This window comes from Robiginitalea insularis, assembly GCF_052497835.1.
Genome location: NZ_CP199296.1, coordinates 1,939,309 through 1,957,962 on the forward strand (window position 1 = coordinate 1,939,309; position 18,654 = coordinate 1,957,962).

Below are 18,654 nucleotides of genomic sequence, written 5' to 3' on the forward strand. Positions count from 1 at the left end.
AACTGCAAAGAGATTGCAGAAGTAAATAAAAAAATTGACCTACTTTTGTGATCCAAAATCCACATGAATGGCAAAAAATCTGGTAATAGTAGAATCGCCGGCCAAGGCAAAAACCATTGAGCGCTTCCTCGGGAAGGATTACAAGGTCACTTCGAGTTTTGGCCATATTGCCGATTTGCCCTCCAAGGAACTTGGGGTGGATGTGGATAATGACTTCGCTCCCAAATACATTGTGGATAAGGAAAAGAAAGCCCTGGTCAAAAAACTCAGGGACCTCGCATCCAAAGCGGAGACTATCTGGCTGGCCAGTGATGAGGACCGGGAAGGGGAAGCCATTTCCTGGCATTTGGCCGAAACCCTGAACCTGGATAAAAATAAAACCAGGCGTATTGTATTCAATTCCATTACGAAATCTGCCATTCAGAAGGCTATTGAAAACCCCAGGGCTATCAATTACGATTTAGTCAATGCCCAACAGGCCAGGAGGATCCTGGACCGGCTGGTTGGGTATGAACTTTCCCCTGTGCTCTGGAAAAAAATAAAGCCGGGGCTCTCCGCTGGCCGGGTACAGTCTGTGGCCGTTCGGCTAATCGTAGAACGGGAGCGCGATATTGAAGCCTTTTCTCCTGAAAGCAGTTTTAAGGTTGCCGCCGAATTCCAAACCAGTTCCGGGACCGGGTTTACCGCCAAATTGCTGAAAAGTTTCGACAGTGCACAGCAGGCGCGTACATTCCTTGAAAGCGTAAAGCCGGCAGAATTCAGTGTGGACAGCCTAGATACCAAACCGGCAACCAAATCTCCGGCACCCCCCTTTACGACATCAACCCTGCAGCAGGAAGCCTCCCGGAAACTGTATTTCTCTGTTTCGAGAACCATGCAGGTTGCCCAGCGCCTGTACGAGGCGGGGCTTATTACTTATATGCGTACCGATAGCGTTAATCTGTCCGGGGAAGCGATTACTGCAGCAAAGAACACAATCGTGGACCAATTCGGGGAGCAATACAGCAAAGTCCGCAAGTTCAGCTCAAAATCCAAGGGGGCACAGGAGGCGCACGAAGCCATCCGGCCTACGGATATGAATCTGCAAAATCCAAACCTTGAGCGGGATCAGGCCAGGCTATATGAACTGATACGGATGCGGACCCTCGCTTCCCAAATGAGCGATGCCAAGCTGGAACGGACCAATGTTAAAATTAAAAACGACCAGCAGGGAGACCTCTTTAGTGCCAATGGGGAGGTGATCAAATTTGATGGTTTCTTAAAAGTATACCTGGAAGGGAAGGATGAAGAGGACCTTGAAGAACAGGACGGAATGCTCCCGGCCATGAAAGAAGGGGAAGTCCTCAAGGTCAGGAATATCTCCGCTACCCAGCGATTTACCCGTCCTCCTTATCGGTTTACCGAGGCTTCCCTGGTTAAAAAGCTGGAGGAACTCGGCATCGGAAGACCTTCTACCTATGCCCCAACCATCTCCACTATTCAGAACAGGGGTTATGTGGAAAAGGGTAGTGTAGACGGTCAACAGCGCGATTATCTACAATTTATTCTGGAAGACCAGAAAATTAGTGAGAAAAAGCTCACCGAAACGGTGGGTTCCGATAAAGGCAAACTGGTTCCCACGGATATCGGCATGATTGTAACAGACTTTTTGGTAAGCCACTTTGCAAATATCCTGGATTATAATTTCACGGCTAAAGTGGAAAAAGACTTCGATGATATTGCAACCGGGGAGGAAGACTGGCAGGAGGTCCTGAGGGATTTTTATAAAGGCTTTCACCCAACGGTGGAAGATGTGGAAGAGAATGCAGACCGAGCCAGCGGCGAACGCGTACTTGGGAAAGACCCCAAGACGGGCCGTCAGGTTTCTGTACGCCTGGGGCGCTTCGGGCCCATGGTACAGATCGGGACTTCAGAGGAAGAGGAAAAACCACAGTTTGCCAGCCTGCTTCCCGACCAGTCACTCAGCACGATTACCTTTGAGGAAGCCATGGAACTCTTCAAGTTGCCCAGAAAACTGGGGACCTTTGAGGGCGATGAGGTGGAAGCCAATGTGGGGCGCTACGGACCCTATGTACGCTACGGAAAGAAATTTGTTTCCCTTGATCCGGGAGAAGGGGTTTTCGATGTAGACCTCGAGCGCGCAATTGAGCTGATCCGGGCAAAGAAAAAGGCAGATGCACCCATTGCCACCTACGAGGGAAAAGAGGTTACCAAAGGCAAGGGGCGTTTCGGACCCTTTATCAAGTGGGACGGGATGTTTATCAACGTCAGTAAGAAATACGATTTTGACAACCTGAGCAAGGAAGATATTAATACCCTTATCGAGGAGAAGAAAAAAAAGGAGGCGGAAAAACTGGTTCGGGAATGGCCAGATAAAAATATACGCATAGAGAAGGCCCGCTGGGGCAGGCACACCTTAATAAAGGGCAAGACTAAGGTAAACCTGGCAAAAGAACAGGATCCACAGGAGCTCACCCTGGAACAAGCCGAGGAACTCCTGGCTCAAAAGAAACCCACGAAAAAATCCAAATAGCACTACGGCAGCTCAACTATGGCTTTCGATTTTCTAAAACCCGTTTCCCAGAAAGTATTGGCACATACCGAACTCCTGTCACCACAGGCTTTGGGACACAGTATCTATAAGCATACTGAACAGGAAGGTTTGCCGGTACTTGCAGGTGCCACCTTTGCGCTGTTGGGGGTTTTGGAGTCCCGGAATGCCTTCGTTAAAAAGACCTCCCGCCTCAACCTGGATGAAATCCGTATTCAATTGTATAAATTGATGCAGGGGAACTGGGAACAGGGAGTCCTGGATTTGGGGGATATTGAAGAGGGGGAGACCGTAAAGGACACCTATTTTGTGGTACGCGAAATAATTGCGGGGCTGCTGGAGGAAAATATCATCCCGGTAATCATAGGGGCTACTCAGGATATCACCTATCCTGTATATCGCGCCTTTGACGGGATAAAGGATATGGTGAATCTGGTTTCCGTAGACAGTCGTTTTGACTTTGGGGCCGATGAGGAACTCATTTCTTCCAATTCCTATATGAGTCGCATCATTACGGACAAACCCAACAACCTATTCAATTTTAGCAATATTGGATACCAGAGTTATTTCAATGCCCAGGAGGAAATTGATTTGATGGAACGCCTTTTTTTTGATGCCTACCGGCTTGGGGAGATTGCATCAGACATTACACTGGCGGAACCGGCCCTTAGAAATGCCCACCTGGTAAGCCTGGATGCCCGGGCGATCCGGGCCAGTGAGATGGGGATGCACGACGCTTTTTCCCCAAATGGCTTTACGGGCAGGGAAATCTGTGCCATTACCCGTTATGCGGGAATGGGGGAGGACATCTCCGTTTTGGGTATTTTCGAAATTGAGAACAACATGCAGTCTTACCAGCTTGTGGCACAGATGATCTGGTATTTTATGGAAGGACATAACTTCCGCGTAGACGAATCCCCTTCCGATTCCCATCCCGATTTTACTAAATATATCGTTCCTTGTGACAGCGAGGAATTAGTCTTCTATAAAAGCGCCCTCACCAGCAGATGGTGGGTTGAGGTTCCCAACCTGATCAGTGCGCATACTAAATCCAATTCAGCTGCGTTATTACCTTGCACCGAGAAGGACTATCTGGACGCTTGCGATCAGAATATACCGGAAAGGTGGTTTAAGGCCTACAAGAAAGGTTTTAACTAAACCAATTTATTTGCACCAGATAAAGGGTATTGTACAATAAATTATTCAATTTTCAGTTTTAGTGAATAATCATTGATAGTATCGTTTACAGTCTTAATTGAAATTAACCTAAAGTATGAAGAAGCTATTGTTATCATCTATAGCGTTTGTTTTTTTGCTCAGCAGCTGTGGTTCCAAATCTAAGGGGGAACTGGTAGGCGTGCAGGGAAAAAAATGGTACCCGGAAAAACCTTATGGGATGGAATTGATCCCAAGAGGTGCTTTTATTATGGGTAAGAGTGAAGAAGACATGGCACAAGTTCTCAATGCCCCTACCAAAACGGTTACCGTACGTTCCTTTTATATGGATGACACCGAGATCACCAATAGTGAGTACCGGCAGTTTGTGGAGTGGGTAAAGGATTCTGTTGTGCGCACCAGACTTGCCATTTTGGCCGATGAGCTGGGCCTGGGTCCGGAAGATGACGGAATCGGGCTTTATGCATTTAAGGATGCAGATACAGCCAACCTTTCTGTTTATGACAAATACATGCTGGACAATTACGCCGGGATGGGAGATGACTATTACGAGGGCCGCGCCTTAAACAAGGATGAGGATCTGGTTTGGGAGACTTCGGATTATCCGGACGAATACTACGCTGAGGTAATGGACTCCATGTACCTGCCTGAAGAAGAGTCTTATAACGGGCAACGCACCATAGACGTAAACAAATTAAAGTACAAGTACAACTGGATGGATATTGAGTCTGCCGCGCGCTCTAAAAACGGACGCCGGAAAGATTTCATCATTCAGGAAGAAACCCTGATATATCCGGATACCACTGTTTGGATCCGGGACTTTGAGTACTCTTACAATGAACCCATGCACAACGATTACTTCTGGCACGATGCCTATAGTGATTATCCGGTTGTGGGGGTTTCCTGGAGCCAGGCGAAAGCCTTCTGCCACTGGAGGACCAAATTTAAAAATGACGATCAGCGCGATCGCGGGAAGCAGTTTGTTAACCAGTTCCGTCTGCCCACAGAGGCGGAGTGGGAATACGCAGCCCGAGGAGGGATCGAAGGGGGAACTTACCCCTGGGGAGGCCCTTATGTGATCAGCGATACAGGTTGTTTTATGGCCAACTTTAAACCCCAGCGGGGAGATTATGCCGCCGATGCTGCAATGTATACGGTAGAAGCGAAATCTTATGAGCCAAATGACTTTAACCTGTACAATATGGCCGGAAATGTTTCGGAATGGACCAACTCAAGTTATTACCCTGGTTCCTACGAATACGCTTCCACCATGAACCCTAATGCAGATTCTAAGGACAACAACCGAAAAGTGATCCGCGGAGGGTCCTGGAAGGATGTGGCTTATTTCCTGCAGGTGAGTACACGAGATTACGAATACAAGGATTCCGCGAGGAGCTATATCGGCTTCCGCACGGTACAGGACTACATGGGTGAAGAAGATTCAACTCAGTAATAACAGGCCCTGGCCAACTAAACAGATCAAACGTTAACCAAATACTTATTATTAACTTTAACCTAAATTAAATTTCAAATTATGGCACAGTCTAAATCAACTAAAAAGCTCTTTAACATGGCCTACGGCCTGGGTGCTTCGGTGGTGATCATCGGGGCGTTGTTTAAAATCCTTCACTGGGAATTTGGACCCCTTACAGGAGGTTTGTTACTCGCGGTAGGTCTTATTACAGAGGCCCTTATTTTCGCGATCAGCGCCTTTGAACCGGTAGACGACGAATTCGATTGGTCTCTGGTTTACCCCGAGTTAGCCGGTGGTGAGAAGAGCAACAAAAAGAATGCTGCTCAGGAAGCCAAAGAAGCAGAAGGACTGCTTTCCAAAAAACTGGATGAACTGCTTAAGGAAGCCAATATTGACGCTTCCCTGTTCAACAGTCTGGGAGAAAGTATCCGCAACTTCGAAGGAGCTGCCAAGGGTATTGCCCCTACAGCCGATGCTATTGAGCACACCAAGAAATATTCCGAGGAACTGTCTCAGGCAGCTTCTCAAATGGAATCATTAAACAGCCTTTACAAAGTTCAACTGGAGAGCGCCAGCCGTCAGGCTTCCATCAATGAGGAAGTAGTACAGAATGCGGGTGCCCTTAAAGACCAAATGGAGTCTTTGGCCAGTAACCTTTCTTCCCTGAACGGGGTTTACGGAGGTATGCTGACCGCAATGAACAGAAACTAAAGGCGTCATTGTTCTAGTATTCCCAAATTAAAGTAACTATTAACAACTAATTAGAAACAATGGCATCAGGAAAACAAACACCACGTCAGAAGATGATCAATTTGATGTATTTGATCTTCATCGCTATGCTGGCGTTAAATATGAGCAAGGAAGTTCTTGCTGCTTTCGGTCTTATGAACGAAAAGTTTGAAGCTTCCAATTCCAAGGCTACAGAGAGCAACAATGCGTTTCTGGCCAGCCTGGAGACCAAGGCAGAAGAGGATGCAGCTAAGTATGCGGAGCTGTACCAGGACGCCCAGAAAATCAAGCAACTTTCCCAGGAGTACTTTACGTACCTGGAAGAATTAAAAGAATCCATGACCAAGGAGATTGAAGATCCTACGGATTACCAGGTGATGGACAAGTCCGATTACCTGGACCAGAAATTCTTTCAGGGAGACAACCTGGCTCCGGAAGGAAAGGAGTTTATGAAACGTCTGAACGATTACCGTTCATCTGTTACTGCAATCCTCGGGGAAGATTTCCCTGAAGTAAAGGCAAGCGTGCAAACCCGTTTTAAAACAGGAGATGACAACGGAAAGGTTGAACGACGCGACGGCGTAAAGGTAGACTGGATTAATTACCATTATGAAGGTTTCCCACTGATCGCTTCGCTGACCAAGCTTACTGCTTTGCAGTCCGATATTAAGGCAACCGAAGAGGCGGCTTTGAAATCCATGTTGCAGGGAGAGCTTTCCAATCAGGTGAACCTGTCTAACTTCTCCACTTTGCTGGAGCAGGAAAAAGCAGCTTTCTACAGCGGAGAGCGTTTCCAGGGGACTATTGTCCTTGGGAAAACCGACAAGTCTGCCAAGCCTGTAAAGGCTGAGCTGACCCTTGACGGGCGTAAACTGAGCGAAGGCAAGGATTACGAGCTGATCGAAGGTGGAGTGGATATGAAGATTGGTGCCGGAAACCCCGGAGACCATGTCATCGCCGGATCCCTCTTCTATATGCAGGATGGTGAAGAGAAAGAGGTTCCCGTAAAGAACTCGTTCTCTACTATCTCCAAGCCTAACGCGGCAGTTATTTCTGCGGATAAAATGAATGTTGTATATCGCGGGGTTGCAAACCCAATGACTATCTCCATTCCCGGCATCCCTGATAATAAGGTATCTGCCAGTGCTGCGGGACTCTCCAGAAGGAGTGGCAGCAACTATGTGATGAACCCTGGAACGGGACGTTCTGTAACTATTACAGCTTCCGGAACGCTTCCAGACGGACAAAACATCACTACGCGTTCAGAATTCCGTATCAAAGACATCCCAAGACCTTCCGGAGCAATCCGCGGGGAAACAGGAAGTGTTAAGATGCCGAAGAAGAACCTGGAGATTTCTACCATCAGTGCCGTGCTGGAAGACTTTGACTTTGACCTGAACCTTGCGGTGAGCGGATTCAAAATCAAGGTGCCCGGACAGCCTACGGTAAGTGTGAATGGAAATAAACTGGATGCAAGGGCCAAGTCTGCTCTGAGAAGAGCCGGTAGAGGCGATGCGGTTCAGATATTTGATATCGAAGCGTATATCAGTAATAACAAGAGTTATAAGTTGAAGAAGGTATCCCCGGTTATCATCGAGGTTACCAATTAGAAAGTGCAAAGTAAATTCCGGTGCGGTTGAACAGCTGTTCGCTGCACCGGCATTTAATCAGACTAATAAATTAATACAATGAATTGGAAAAATGTTTTAGTAGTCGGCTTCGTAGGAATGCTGCCTTTTACCGGTCTGTCACAGGCTAATATCCTGAACGCAAAAAAGCCGGAGCAAATTGGAGAGCGAACGGAAGACCAGAAGGCCATTGACAATGATGTGCCACTGGACTACGGCTATGTGGATGATCGCGATATACTGTGGTCTACAACAATCTGGGAGGTCATAGACCTTGACGAGCGGGTGAATTTCCCCCTCTATTACCCGATTGATACCGTAGACATCAGTGCAAACCGCAGATCGCTTTACGACGTACTGATCAAGAATATGCGGAATGGCAATCTTACAGACGTTTATGCGGACAGTTACTTTACTGAAAAAAGGACGCTGGACGACCTGAGAGATGCGCTCAAGAAGGTGGATACCACCGACCTTGGATATGAGCAATACAACGCAGGCGAGGAAATTTCCCCGGAATTTATAAACCAGAGGGAACTGACCGCTGCGGATATCGAGGAATATCACATTAAAGGAATCTGGTATTTCGACAAGCGGCAGGGAGAATTGAAGTATCGTTTACTAGGGATCGCTCCTGTGGCCCCGGATGTAAACTTTATCGATGATGAGACCATGTCCTTTGAGGATGCCAAAGTAGAACTCTTCTGGGTTTGGTTCCCGAGCGCCAGGAATATCCTGCATGAAGCCAAGGTTTTCAACCAGCGTAATTCGGCCCAGCCGATATCCTTTGACATGTTGTTGAATGCCAGGCGTTTCAATGCGGTGATCTATAAAGAGGAAAATGTTCACGGAGATCGTGAGATCAAAGATTACATCGCAGATAATGCACTCTTCCAGTTACTGGAAGCCAAGCGGATCAAGGAGTCTATCCGGGATCGCGAACAAGATATGTGGGCCTATTAAGGACCTGCAGTTTCCAATTCTTTAGTACAAAAGGGCCCGGGCATTACTGTCCGGGCCCTTTTATTATGGCTGTTTTCCACGGATTGTTACCTACCTTTGCGGCATGCTTGATACAATTGTTGTCGGTTCGGGTTTGGCGGGCTCCGCTTTTGCCCTTAAAATGCTGGAGGAAGGGGCTGAAGTAATCGTTTTTGAAAACGGTTCTCAGCAGGCCTCCAATGTTGCTGCAGGCCTGTACAACCCTGTGGTCCTGAAACGCTTCAACATGACCTGGCAGGGGCAGATGCTCATGCAGACGTCCCTTCCCTGTTACAGAAAATATGAGGCGATCCTCGGGCAGCAACTCCTTGAAGAGCTCAGAATATTTCGCCGCCTGGCTTCAGTGGAAGAACAAAATAACTGGGTAACGGCCAGCGACCAGCCGGGGTTGTCCGAATTCCTGAACCCCAAATGCCTGCCAAATAGGAATCCGCAGATAGATGCCCCCTTTGGTTTTGGTGAATTGCTGGGGTGCGGGCGCTTGCATACTACTGCTTTTTTGAAGGCCTTCAGGAAATTGATGAAAGACAGCGCACGCCTCAGGGAGGAGCGGTTTGATCATAAGCAGCTGCAGATAAACGGGGATACCCTCTTATACAAGGATATTAAGGCGAGGCATATCGTTTTCTGTGAAGGCTTCGGGATGCGGCAGAACCCCTACTTCAGCTATCTTCCGCTGCAGGGAACCAAAGGGGAGTACCTGATTATTGAAGCTCCGGATTTAAAAGAGGCCGCGGCAATCAAGGCGGGCATGTTCCTGCTCCCTCTGGGGGATGACCACTATCAGTTTGGAGCCACCTACAACTGGAAAGACCAAAACCCGGAACCTAGCAAGGCAGCCCGTGAAGAGTTGCTCCTAAAACTGGATAAGTTAATTTATTGTGATTACAAGATCGTGGAGCAGACCGCCGGGATCCGGCCAACTCTCCCGGACCGGAGGCCACTGGTGGGACGGCATCCCGAATACAATAATTTATACACCTTAAATGGTTTTGGTTCCCGGGGAGTGCTCCTGGCTCCCTATGCATCACAGGCGCTTTTCGATCTGATACACAAGGGCAGCAACCTGCCTCCGGAGATGGATCTCAGCCGCTTTAAGTAGCGTTACGCGAAATTCCCAGAATCATAATTTAAGGATGCGGTTTATTTTCCACTTAATTTTTCTGATTTTTGCAGCGCGGATAAGACACTGTTAATAAAACCAGTAAATGTTAGATGTTCACAAGGTATCGGTAGCTTTTGGAGGGGAAGACCTTTTTGAAGAAATTTCATTCAGGCTGAATCCGGGCGACCGGGTTGGCTTGATCGGGAAAAACGGGGCTGGTAAATCTACCCTGCTAAAACTCCTGGCAGCAGAGTCTGAACCCAGTTCAGGTACCATTTCCAGGGAAAAGGGAAAGTCAGTTGGTTTTCTGAAACAGGATCTCGAATTTGAGACAGGCCATACCGTTCTGGAGGAGGCCTATTCCGCCTTTACGGAAATCCGCAAGCTGGAAGAGGAACTTGAAAAAGTGAACGGGGAACTGGCTGAACGGGAAGACTATGAAAGTGAAGGCTATCACGACCTGATGGTTTCCTTAAGTGAACTCACCCACCGTTTTGAGCTTATAGGCGGGTATCAATATCAGGGGGAGACTGAAAAAATATTGCTGGGGTTGGGCTTTCAGCGGGAAGATTTTGAAAAACAGACGGAAACCTTTTCAGGCGGCTGGCGCATGCGGATTGAACTGGCCAAACTACTGCTGCAAAACAATGACCTTCTGTTGCTGGATGAGCCTACCAACCATTTGGATATCGAATCCATTCTCTGGCTGGAGGACTTTCTGAATCAATTTAGCGGGGCGGTAGTCCTGGTCTCCCATGATAAAATGTTTCTGAACCAGGTAACCAACCGTACTATTGAAATTTCGCTTGGCAGGATTTACGATTATCCCAAGCCCTATTCTGCCTTTTTGGAATTAAGGGAAGAAATCCGCCAGCAACAGCTTAGCGCGCAGAAGAACCAGGAGCGGGAGATACAACAGGCCGAAAGGCTGATCGAGCGATTCCGGGCAAAATCATCCAAGGCATCCATGGCCCAGTCATTGATTAAGAAGCTGGACAAGATGGAACGCATTGAGGTAGATGTGGAGGATACCCGAACCATGAACCTCCGTTTTCCGGTTTCTGTGCAACCCGGGAAAGTGATAGCCGAGCTAAAAGACCTTGGTAAGTCTTATGGTGAAAAGAAGGTGCTGCAGGGAATAGATCTATTGATAGAGCGTGGGAGCAAAATTGCCTTTGTAGGGCAGAACGGGCAGGGAAAAACCACCCTGGCGCGAATCCTGGTAGGGGAATTGTCCCATACGGGGAACTGCCAGCTTGGGCACAATGTGCAGATCGGGTATTTTGCGCAAAACCAGGCGGAATACCTGGATGGCTCCAAAACCGTCCTGGATACCATGCTGGATGCAGCCAACGAAACAAACCGGCCAAAAGTTCGCGATATCCTGGGAGCCTTTCTTTTCAGAGGGGAGGAGGTAGACAAATACGTAAAAGTTTTGTCCGGAGGGGAGCGGAACCGCCTGGCCCTGGCAAAAATGTTGCTACAGCCCTTTAATGTGCTGGTAATGGATGAACCGACCAACCACCTGGATATCCCTTCCAAAAAAGTGCTGAAGGAAGCGCTTCAGAAATTTGAGGGTACCCTAATTCTGGTTTCGCACGACCGGGATTTTCTGCAGGGGTTGACCAATACGGTTTACGAGTTCCGCAACCGGCAGATCAAACCGTTTCTGGGGGATATCAACTTCTATCTCGAACAGCGGAAAGTGGATAACTTCCGAGCTATAGAAAAACGGGATGAAACCGATCCCAAATCTGCTTCCAAATCTGAAAAGCAGGGAGACAGCGATTACAAAGCTCAAAAAAAACGAAAATCCCTCAAAAACCGATTGAGTAATCTGGAGTCGAAAATACAGCAACAGGAAAAGGATTTGGCTGATATTGACCATCAGCTGCTGATGGAGTACGACCAGACCATAGCGGCCCCCGGTTTTTTTGATGCTTACCAGGCCCGAAAAGACGAGCTGGAGAGCCTGATGGAGCAGTGGGAAGAGGTGTCTTCCCAGCTGGAATCACTTGAATAAACGGGATTTCGAAAATACAAACCACAAAAATTGTAGTCTACACAACAAAATGACTGCTGTTCATCGATAATAGCTGCTTTTAATCCTCTATAATACGTATACTTGTAGGTAAATTCCCTATTTCATTATAGGATAAAATGTTATATAAGAGGTAAGTATTCTTAAATGGATAAGAAAATGCGCTGTAATCCAATTCTGATTTTTTGTTTATTCTGCCTGTTTGCTCTCCCGGCCCAGTCTTTAAAAAAGGACAAGGAAATCCTTCTGGAATTATATGAGGTCACCAATGGAACACACTGGGTACGCAAATGGGATCTGAAGCAACCGGTTTCACAGTGGTATGGGGTATCAGTACGCGATAACCGCGTGGTAGGTCTGGAACTCTTCCATAATAATCTGATGGGTCCTATTCCTGAAAGCCTTGGACAGCTGGATAAACTGGAGCGCCTGAACCTGGCATTTAACAATCTTACAGGGGATTTGCCTGAATCCCTGTTTAACCTCACAGAACTACAGGTACTGAAAATTGAAATGAACCGCTTAAAAGGCAGCCTGCCCCAGTCCATTGGGCAATTGTCCCATCTTCAGGAGTTTTCCGCCTTTAATAACTTCTTATCCGGAAGGATTCCTGCAGAAATAGGCTACTTGGAGCAATTGAAAATTCTGAACCTCTCCAGTAATAATCTAATCGGGCGAATCCCCGAAAGCGTTGGTTCGTTAAGCCAGCTTCAAAGCCTGGGTCTTTTTGAAAACCAGCTATTTGGAGATATTCCGGAGACAATCGGGAACCTTACTGCCCTGAAAGAACTCGTGCTGGCCAATAACCAGTTAGGAGGGGCTATCCCTGAGAGTTTCGGGCAACTGGCCAATTTGGAAGTACTGCAGATACAGCACAATAATTTTGAGGAGTACCGTAACCTGGGCAGGTTAAACACCCGGCAGCTCCTGGTTTTTGATTACGATGTGGAAAAGTCCGAAATTGATTTCAGGGACCTCAATTTCTCGAGGACCCGTATGGCTGATACAAAGTTTGAAGACGACAACGAGAATGATTAGTTAGCTTTTTAGGTTGATACGTAGCTGTTTTGGGGTGCCTCGGGCACCCCATTTTGTTTAACCTCATTTATGATTTATTTAACGGGCTTGGCGGAAACTTATAATAATTTTGCATTTGCGACCTATTTTAACCAACGCGCAAATGAGAAAAATTTTATTGTACGTACTTGGAGTCCTTGTCCTGATGCTGGCAGGCTGGATATCATACCTGCTTGTAAATCGTGAAGATCAGAAACGACCCACCCCACCCAAACAAATAAAGACCGTTTTTGTAGATACGGTACGGCTCAGTTCGGTTCCCGTCAGGGTAAAATCGAACGGAAATCTCATCGCCAAGGAAAGAGTGTCCCTCTTTGCTGAAGTACAGGGGGTTCTCCGCACTAGTGCGCGCCCTTTTAAAGCGGGTCAGCCTTTCAGAAAAGGGGAGGTGCTCCTCAGAATTGACGCCTCCGAATACCGGGCGAGTGTGCAAAGTGCCAAAAGCAATTTGTTTAACCTCATTACATCCACATTACCGGATTTACGGCTGGATTATCCCGAAATCTATCCCAAATGGCAGGCCTATCTGAACAGTTTCGATATTACCAGTACAACGCCCCCGCTTCCGGAAATGACCACTGAAAAAGAGCGGTATTTTATAAACGGGCGTAACATTGTCACAACGTATTACAATGTCAAGAATTTAGAGCAGCGATTAAACAAATATATCCTTCGGGCGCCATACAACGGAGTGCTTACTCAGGCGCAGGTTACGGAGGGAACCCTTGTTCGGCCCGGGCAATCGCTGGGAGAATTCATCAACCCTTCGGTATACGAACTGGAGGTTGCCGTTAGCAAGAGTTACAGCGATTTTCTGAAGTTGGGTAAGAAAGTTGCACTGACCACCCTGGAAGGCAACCGGGAATACCAAGGCACTGTTTCGCGCATTAACGCAGCCGTAAACCAGCAATCTCAAACGGTTTCTGTTTTTATAGATGTTTCGGACCCTTCATTAAAAGAAGGTATGTATCTGGAGGCTACTATTGAAGGAAAGGAAGAAGAGGATGCCATAGAGATTCCCAGAAAGCTCATTACAGAACAGGGGGAGCTATTCATCCTGAAAGATAGTATTTTGGATGTCATCCCCGTTAATCCTATCTATTTTACAGATCAGACAGCTATCCTGAAAGGAATTCCTGAAGGAACCATCTACCTGTCCCGTTCGGTTCCCGGCGCTTATCCGGGGATGCTTGTAAAGGTCTATGGAGCGGAAACCCCGTCCGAAACGGCACAGGCCAAACAGATTCAGTAAGCCATGAAAAAGATCATCAGTTATTTTATAAAATTTGACGTAGCTGTAAACGTCGTAATCCTGGCTTTCGTGGTTTTTGGGATTATCGGGGCCCTGAGGATGCGTTCGTCCTTTTTCCCACTGATTGATTCCCAGATTATTTCCATCAGCATCAACTATCCGGGAGCAGCCCCTGCTGAAATTGAAGAAGGGGTAGTGCTTAAAATAGAAGACAACCTGAAAGGCCTTGTTGGGATTGACCGTGTTACTTCGGTTTCCCGTGAAAACGGAGGGAGTATCACAGTGGAAATAGATCAGGATGAAGACATCGATGTGATCCTGACGGAGGTAAAAAATGCGGTGGACCGGGTTCCCAATTTCCCCGGAGGAATGGAGCCTTTGGTGGTGGCCAAACAGGAGGCCATCCGGTCGACCATCAGTTTTGCAGTAAGTGGCGAGGGCATCTCCCTGGGGTCACTCAAGCAAATCGCAAGGCAGATAGAGTACGACCTCCGCGCCATGGATGGGGTTTCGCAGATAGAAATATCGGGTTATCCCGAAGAAGAAATTGAAATTGCCGTTCGCGAAAGCGATCTGCTGGCCTATAACATGACCTTTCAGGAAGTGGCCCAGGCCGTTGCCAGCGCCAATATTCTGACTACAGGGGGAGATATAAAGACCGAAGAAGAAGATTACCTGATCCGGGCCAACAATCGCTCTTATTACGGAGACGAACTCAACAACCTGGTAGTGCGGTCCGATCTTTCAGGCAATATCATTCGCCTGAGTGACGTGGCTGAGATCCGCGATCGTTTTTCAGAAACCCCGAACTCCAGTTATTTTAACGGGAACCTGGCTGTGAACATCGAGGTCAGCAATACCAATAATGAAGACCTTATCCCCACGGCAGACAAGATCAATGAATACATTGAGAATTTCAACGCCACCAATAATAACGTGCACCTGGATGTGGTCTCTGACCGCTCAGTGACTCTTAAACAGCGAACCGCCCTGTTGATCGAAAACGGTGCTGTAGGGATCTTGCTGGTCCTTATTTTCCTGTCCTTTTTCCTCAATACCCGTCTGGCATTCTGGGTAGCCTTTGGCTTGCCGATTTCCTTCCTGGGGATGTTCATATTCGCCGGGAGCTTAGGGGTTACCATCAATATCCTCTCCCTTTTCGGGATGATTATCGTAATTGGTATCCTCGTGGATGACGGGATCGTTATTTCAGAAAATATTTACCAGCATTACGAAAAAGGGAAACCTCCTATTCAAGCCGCCATTGATGGCACCATGGAGGTGATCCCACCAATTATTTCCGCCATCATCACAACTGTTCTGGCATTCTCCACCTTCCTGTTCCTCGATAGCCGGATAGGGGAGTTTTTCGGGGAAGTTTCCACGGTGGTAATACTGACCCTTTCGGTATCCCTGATAGAAGCACTGATTATCCTTCCGGCCCACATTGCCCATTCCAAGGCACTGGTGCAGGAAACTGAGGAAGAAAAAGCCCGTAAGAAAAACTTCATGGAGCGAATTTTCCTGAGACTGCGCTTTTTTAACCGGGTGGGTGACCGTTTTATGTCTTTTTGCCGGGATACCCTGTATGCCCCGGCGCTGCGCTTTGTGCTGGGACACCGCTTTATGAGTTTCTCTGTTTTCCTCGGTTTACTGATTGTCACCTTTGCCTCTATTTCGGCGGGGATCATCAGGGTGACCATTTTCCCGAGTATTGCCAGCGATCAGGTCAGTATTGACCTGCTCATGCCCGAAGGAACCAACCCACAGATCACCTACGATGTGATAACAAGGGTAGAGGAAGCTGCCTGGAAAGTCAATGAGGATTTTACCAAAAAACAAACCGGGAATAAGCAGGTTGTCGAAAATGTTATCAAAAGGGTAGGTCCCGGAAATAACAAGGCTTCAATCCGTGTAAACCTTCTGCCCGGAGAGGAGCGCGATTTTCCAAGCCCAGTGATCACCAATGCCATTCGTGAAGCAGTTGGAGAAGTATATGGGGTGGAACGGCTTACTTTCGGATCCGGGGGGAACTTTGGGGGAAGCCCGGTTTCAGTTGCCCTCTTGAGCAATAACAACGAACAGTTGGAGTCCGCCAAGGATGAACTGCGAGCTTACCTGGAAAACAATCCGAAGCTAACAGATGTTACGGATACAGATCCGGAGGGGATTAAAGAAATCAGCATAGAATTAAAAAACAATGCGTATGCCCTGGGATTAAACCTGCAGGGGGTAATGAGTCAGGTACGTGCCGGATTTTTCGGGGCCCAGGCACAGCGCTTTCAGCGCGGACAGGATGAAATAAGGGTTTGGGTCCGTTACGACAAGGCCAACCGTTCTTCCATCAATGACCTTGACGACATGCGTATTTTGACCCCTTCGGGCCAGCGGGTACCTTTTTCTGAAATTGCCGGCTATTCTATAGCCAGGGGTGACGAATCTATCAGCCACCTGGACGGAAAGCGCGAAATCCGGATTGAGGCCGATATGGAGGACCCCAATGAAAGCGCCACGGAAATCCTGCTGGATATACAGCAAAATTTTATGCCGGAACTACAGTCCCGTTACCCGGGCCTGAGCGTTTCTTATGAGGGGCAAAACCGGGAGGCTCAGAAATTATCCAGTTCGGCAAATAAGGTTTTCCCGGTAATACTGTTTCTCATTTTTGCGGTTATAGCCTTTACCTTCAGGACCTACAGCCAGCCGGTAATCCTTTTGTCACTAATCCCATTTAGTATTATCGGGGTGGCCTGGGGGCATGTAATCCATGGCTTCCCTATAAACGTGCTTTCCGCTTTGGGGATTATTGCACTCATTGGAATTATGGTGAACGATGGCCTGGTGCTTATCGGGAAATTCAATTCTTATTTAAGGGAGGGGATGAAATTTGACGACGCCCTGTTTGAAGCAGGCCGGTCCCGATTCAGGGCTATTTTCCTGACCTCTCTGACAACTATTGCCGGGTTGGCTCCCTTGTTGCTTGAGAAAAGCCGGCAGGCTCAATTCCTCAAACCCATGGCTATTTCCATTTCTTATGGGATAGGTATTGCCACTATTCTTACCCTTTTGCTTCTGCCACTGTTCTTATCCCTTGTGAATGATACCAAAGCCAAAATGAAGTGGCTGCGGACAGGGGAATCTGTAGACAGGGAATCTGTGGAAAGAGTTATCAAAGAGATGAAGACACAGGAGGATCTGCAGGATAAACTGGCCGAAACCAATGGTGCCGCAGTTGGTACTGGAAATGACAAAACCGGGGAAGCAGAAGAGTCCAACGTTATAGAAGCGCATTCCAAATGAAACATTTTTACGTGCTATTGATCGCTGCAATTGGGTTGCCGGTAAGCATCGCTGCCCAGGAGTCTGTTCTGACGAAACAGGAAGCGATTTCAATTACCCTTGAAAATAACCTGGGAATCCGGGTTTCCGAAAACCTCAGGAAAATAGACCAGAACAATGCCGGCGTACTGAATTCGGGATATCTGCCTACGGTTACTGCCACCGGGGGAGGAACCTTTGACCGCCAAACCACAGAAGGGGAATTGGCCAACGGAGATATCAGGACGGCAGACGGAGCTGAAACCCGCAGGTATAACGCCTCTGTAAACCTCAATTATGTCTTGTTCGACGGACTGGGGCGGTACTATGATTATAAGCGTTTTAAGGAGCGCTCTGCACAGTCCGAACTGGAGGTCAGGCAAACGATTGAAACAACCCTTTTACAGTTGTTTTCGGTCTATTACGAAGTGGCCCGGCTGGAGGAGAACGCTTTAAACCTCAGGGAGGCACTGACCATTTCACAACGCAGGCTGCAGCGGGCAGAATATCAATTTGAATACGGGCAAAATACCGGCCTGGATGTCCTAAATGCCGAAGTAGATGTTAACACCGATAGCGTAAACCTCCTGAATGCCGAACAGTTGCTGCGGAATACCAAGAGAGACCTGAACCTTATTCTAAACAGGGACCTGAGTGAATCATTTGCTGCCGATACCACAGTTCAGTTTGTGCCTTCCCTTAAGATGGAAGAAATCCGGGATCAGGCCAAACAGAACAATGTGAGGATGTTACTGGCAGAAAAGGATATTAAGATCTCGGAGTACTCCCTGAAGGCCAACCGAAGCGGTTACCTGCCTACAGTGGGCTTAACGGGCTCTTACGGCTGGAACGAATCCAATAACAACAGCCCGCTGGCATTCGTGCTGCAAAATACAAGTACCGGGATTTCTGCTGGCGTCAATATAAGCTGGAACCTATTCGACGGGGGCACTACCCTTACCAACGGGAAAAACGCACGTATAGATTTCGAAAACCAAAAGCTCCTGAAAACGCAAACGGAACTGGAAGTAGCCCGGGATATTGAAAATGCCTGGGACAGTTATCAGAATGCGCTCTTTGTACTCGAAGTACAGGAAAAGAACCTGCAGACCAATCAGGATAACTTCAACAGGTCTCAGGAGCGCTATCAACTGGGGCAGATTACCTCCATAGAATTCCGGCAGGCACAATTAAATCTGCTGAATGCAGAACTTGCCAAAAGCCAGGCAAAATACAATGCCAAGCTCGCCGAATTACAATTGCTGCAGGTAAGCGGGCAGCTCCTCAACGAGGACTTCTGA

Annotated in this window: 12 protein-coding genes; all 12 read left to right on the forward strand. The window is 47.7% G+C overall.

The genetic code is table 11. The annotated features are described in order from the left end of the window. Positions 1 to 67 precede the first annotated feature (67 nt). The 12 genes from topA to ACT6NV_RS08885 all read left to right on the forward strand — a co-directional run bounded on the left by topA (position 68) and on the right by ACT6NV_RS08885 (position 18,654). Entirely contained in the window at positions 68 to 2,533 is a 2,466-nt protein-coding gene (gene topA, locus ACT6NV_RS08830) for a type I DNA topoisomerase (RefSeq protein ID WP_445384114.1), read from the forward strand. An 18-nt stretch (positions 2,534 to 2,551) separates the two neighbouring features. Continuing rightward, positions 2,552 to 3,709: a formimidoylglutamase gene (locus tag ACT6NV_RS08835; RefSeq protein WP_445384115.1), complete on the forward strand. Its 1,158-nt coding sequence runs from the start codon at positions 2,552 to 2,554 to the stop codon at positions 3,707 to 3,709. A 115-nt stretch (positions 3,710 to 3,824) separates the two neighbouring features. Beyond that, a complete protein-coding gene (gene porK, locus ACT6NV_RS08840) occupies positions 3,825 to 5,180 on the forward strand; it encodes a type IX secretion system lipoprotein PorK/GldK (RefSeq protein WP_445384116.1) in 1,356 nt (451 codons plus the stop codon). An 81-nt stretch (positions 5,181 to 5,261) separates the two neighbouring features. Further along, positions 5,262 to 5,912, forward strand: coding sequence for a type IX secretion system motor protein PorL/GldL (gene porL, locus ACT6NV_RS08845; protein WP_445381273.1), 651 nt, complete (start codon positions 5,262 to 5,264; stop codon positions 5,910 to 5,912). A gap of 59 nt (positions 5,913 to 5,971) precedes the next feature. Further along, positions 5,972 to 7,540 (forward strand): type IX secretion system motor protein PorM/GldM, encoded by a 1,569-nt coding sequence (gene porM / locus ACT6NV_RS08850; RefSeq protein ID WP_445384117.1) that lies wholly within the window; start codon positions 5,972 to 5,974, stop codon positions 7,538 to 7,540. Between the two features lie 78 nt (positions 7,541 to 7,618). Beyond that, positions 7,619 to 8,521: a type IX secretion system ring protein PorN/GldN gene (gene porN / locus ACT6NV_RS08855; protein WP_445384118.1), complete on the forward strand. Its 903-nt coding sequence runs from the start codon at positions 7,619 to 7,621 to the stop codon at positions 8,519 to 8,521. Positions 8,522 to 8,624: 103 nt separating this feature from the next. Next, positions 8,625 to 9,662 (forward strand): NAD(P)/FAD-dependent oxidoreductase, encoded by a 1,038-nt coding sequence (locus ACT6NV_RS08860; protein WP_445384119.1) that lies wholly within the window; start codon positions 8,625 to 8,627, stop codon positions 9,660 to 9,662. A 106-nt stretch (positions 9,663 to 9,768) separates the two neighbouring features. Then, complete coding sequence (locus tag ACT6NV_RS08865) at positions 9,769 to 11,688, forward strand: ABC-F family ATP-binding cassette domain-containing protein (protein ID WP_445384120.1); 1,920 nt, start codon at positions 9,769 to 9,771, stop codon at positions 11,686 to 11,688. A 165-nt stretch (positions 11,689 to 11,853) separates the two neighbouring features. Further along, positions 11,854 to 12,744, forward strand: a complete 891-nt coding sequence (locus ACT6NV_RS08870) for a leucine-rich repeat domain-containing protein (protein ID WP_445384121.1) — start codon at positions 11,854 to 11,856, stop codon at positions 12,742 to 12,744. 142 nt (positions 12,745 to 12,886) lie between these two features. Beyond that, positions 12,887 to 14,035 (forward strand): efflux RND transporter periplasmic adaptor subunit, encoded by a 1,149-nt coding sequence (locus ACT6NV_RS08875; RefSeq protein ID WP_445384122.1) that lies wholly within the window; start codon positions 12,887 to 12,889, stop codon positions 14,033 to 14,035. 3 nt (positions 14,036 to 14,038) lie between these two features. Continuing rightward, on the forward strand, positions 14,039 to 17,335 hold the full coding sequence (locus tag ACT6NV_RS08880; RefSeq protein WP_445384123.1) for an efflux RND transporter permease subunit: 3,297 nt from the start codon (positions 14,039 to 14,041) through the stop codon (positions 17,333 to 17,335). Then, positions 17,332 to 18,654 carry a TolC family protein gene (locus ACT6NV_RS08885; protein WP_445384124.1) on the forward strand — a complete coding sequence of 441 codons (1,323 nt, stop codon included), beginning with the start codon at positions 17,332 to 17,334 and terminating at the stop codon, positions 18,652 to 18,654. The genes ACT6NV_RS08880 and ACT6NV_RS08885 overlap by 4 nt, the downstream gene beginning before the upstream one ends.

What these genes read in the sequence shown, in the direction of transcription:
- porN (WP_445384118.1), top strand. Translation starts at nt 7,619, where the DNA reads ATGAATTGGAAAAATGTTTTAGTAGTCGGCTTCGTAGGAATGCTGCCT.
- ACT6NV_RS08865 (WP_445384120.1), top strand. Translation starts at nt 9,769, where the DNA reads ATGTTAGATGTTCACAAGGTATCGGTAGCTTTTGGAGGGGAAGACCTT.
- ACT6NV_RS08880 (WP_445384123.1), top strand. Translation starts at nt 14,039, where the DNA reads ATGAAAAAGATCATCAGTTATTTTATAAAATTTGACGTAGCTGTAAAC.
- porK (WP_445384116.1), top strand. Translation starts at nt 3,825, where the DNA reads ATGAAGAAGCTATTGTTATCATCTATAGCGTTTGTTTTTTTGCTCAGC.
- porM (WP_445384117.1), top strand. Translation starts at nt 5,972, where the DNA reads ATGGCATCAGGAAAACAAACACCACGTCAGAAGATGATCAATTTGATG.
- ACT6NV_RS08835 (WP_445384115.1), top strand. Translation starts at nt 2,552, where the DNA reads ATGGCTTTCGATTTTCTAAAACCCGTTTCCCAGAAAGTATTGGCACAT.
- ACT6NV_RS08860 (WP_445384119.1), top strand. Translation starts at nt 8,625, where the DNA reads ATGCTTGATACAATTGTTGTCGGTTCGGGTTTGGCGGGCTCCGCTTTT.
- ACT6NV_RS08885 (WP_445384124.1), top strand. Translation starts at nt 17,332, where the DNA reads ATGAAACATTTTTACGTGCTATTGATCGCTGCAATTGGGTTGCCGGTA.
- porL (WP_445381273.1), top strand. Translation starts at nt 5,262, where the DNA reads ATGGCACAGTCTAAATCAACTAAAAAGCTCTTTAACATGGCCTACGGC.
- topA (WP_445384114.1), top strand. Translation starts at nt 68, where the DNA reads ATGGCAAAAAATCTGGTAATAGTAGAATCGCCGGCCAAGGCAAAAACC.
- ACT6NV_RS08870 (WP_445384121.1), top strand. Translation starts at nt 11,854, where the DNA reads ATGGATAAGAAAATGCGCTGTAATCCAATTCTGATTTTTTGTTTATTC.
- ACT6NV_RS08875 (WP_445384122.1), top strand. Translation starts at nt 12,887, where the DNA reads ATGAGAAAAATTTTATTGTACGTACTTGGAGTCCTTGTCCTGATGCTG.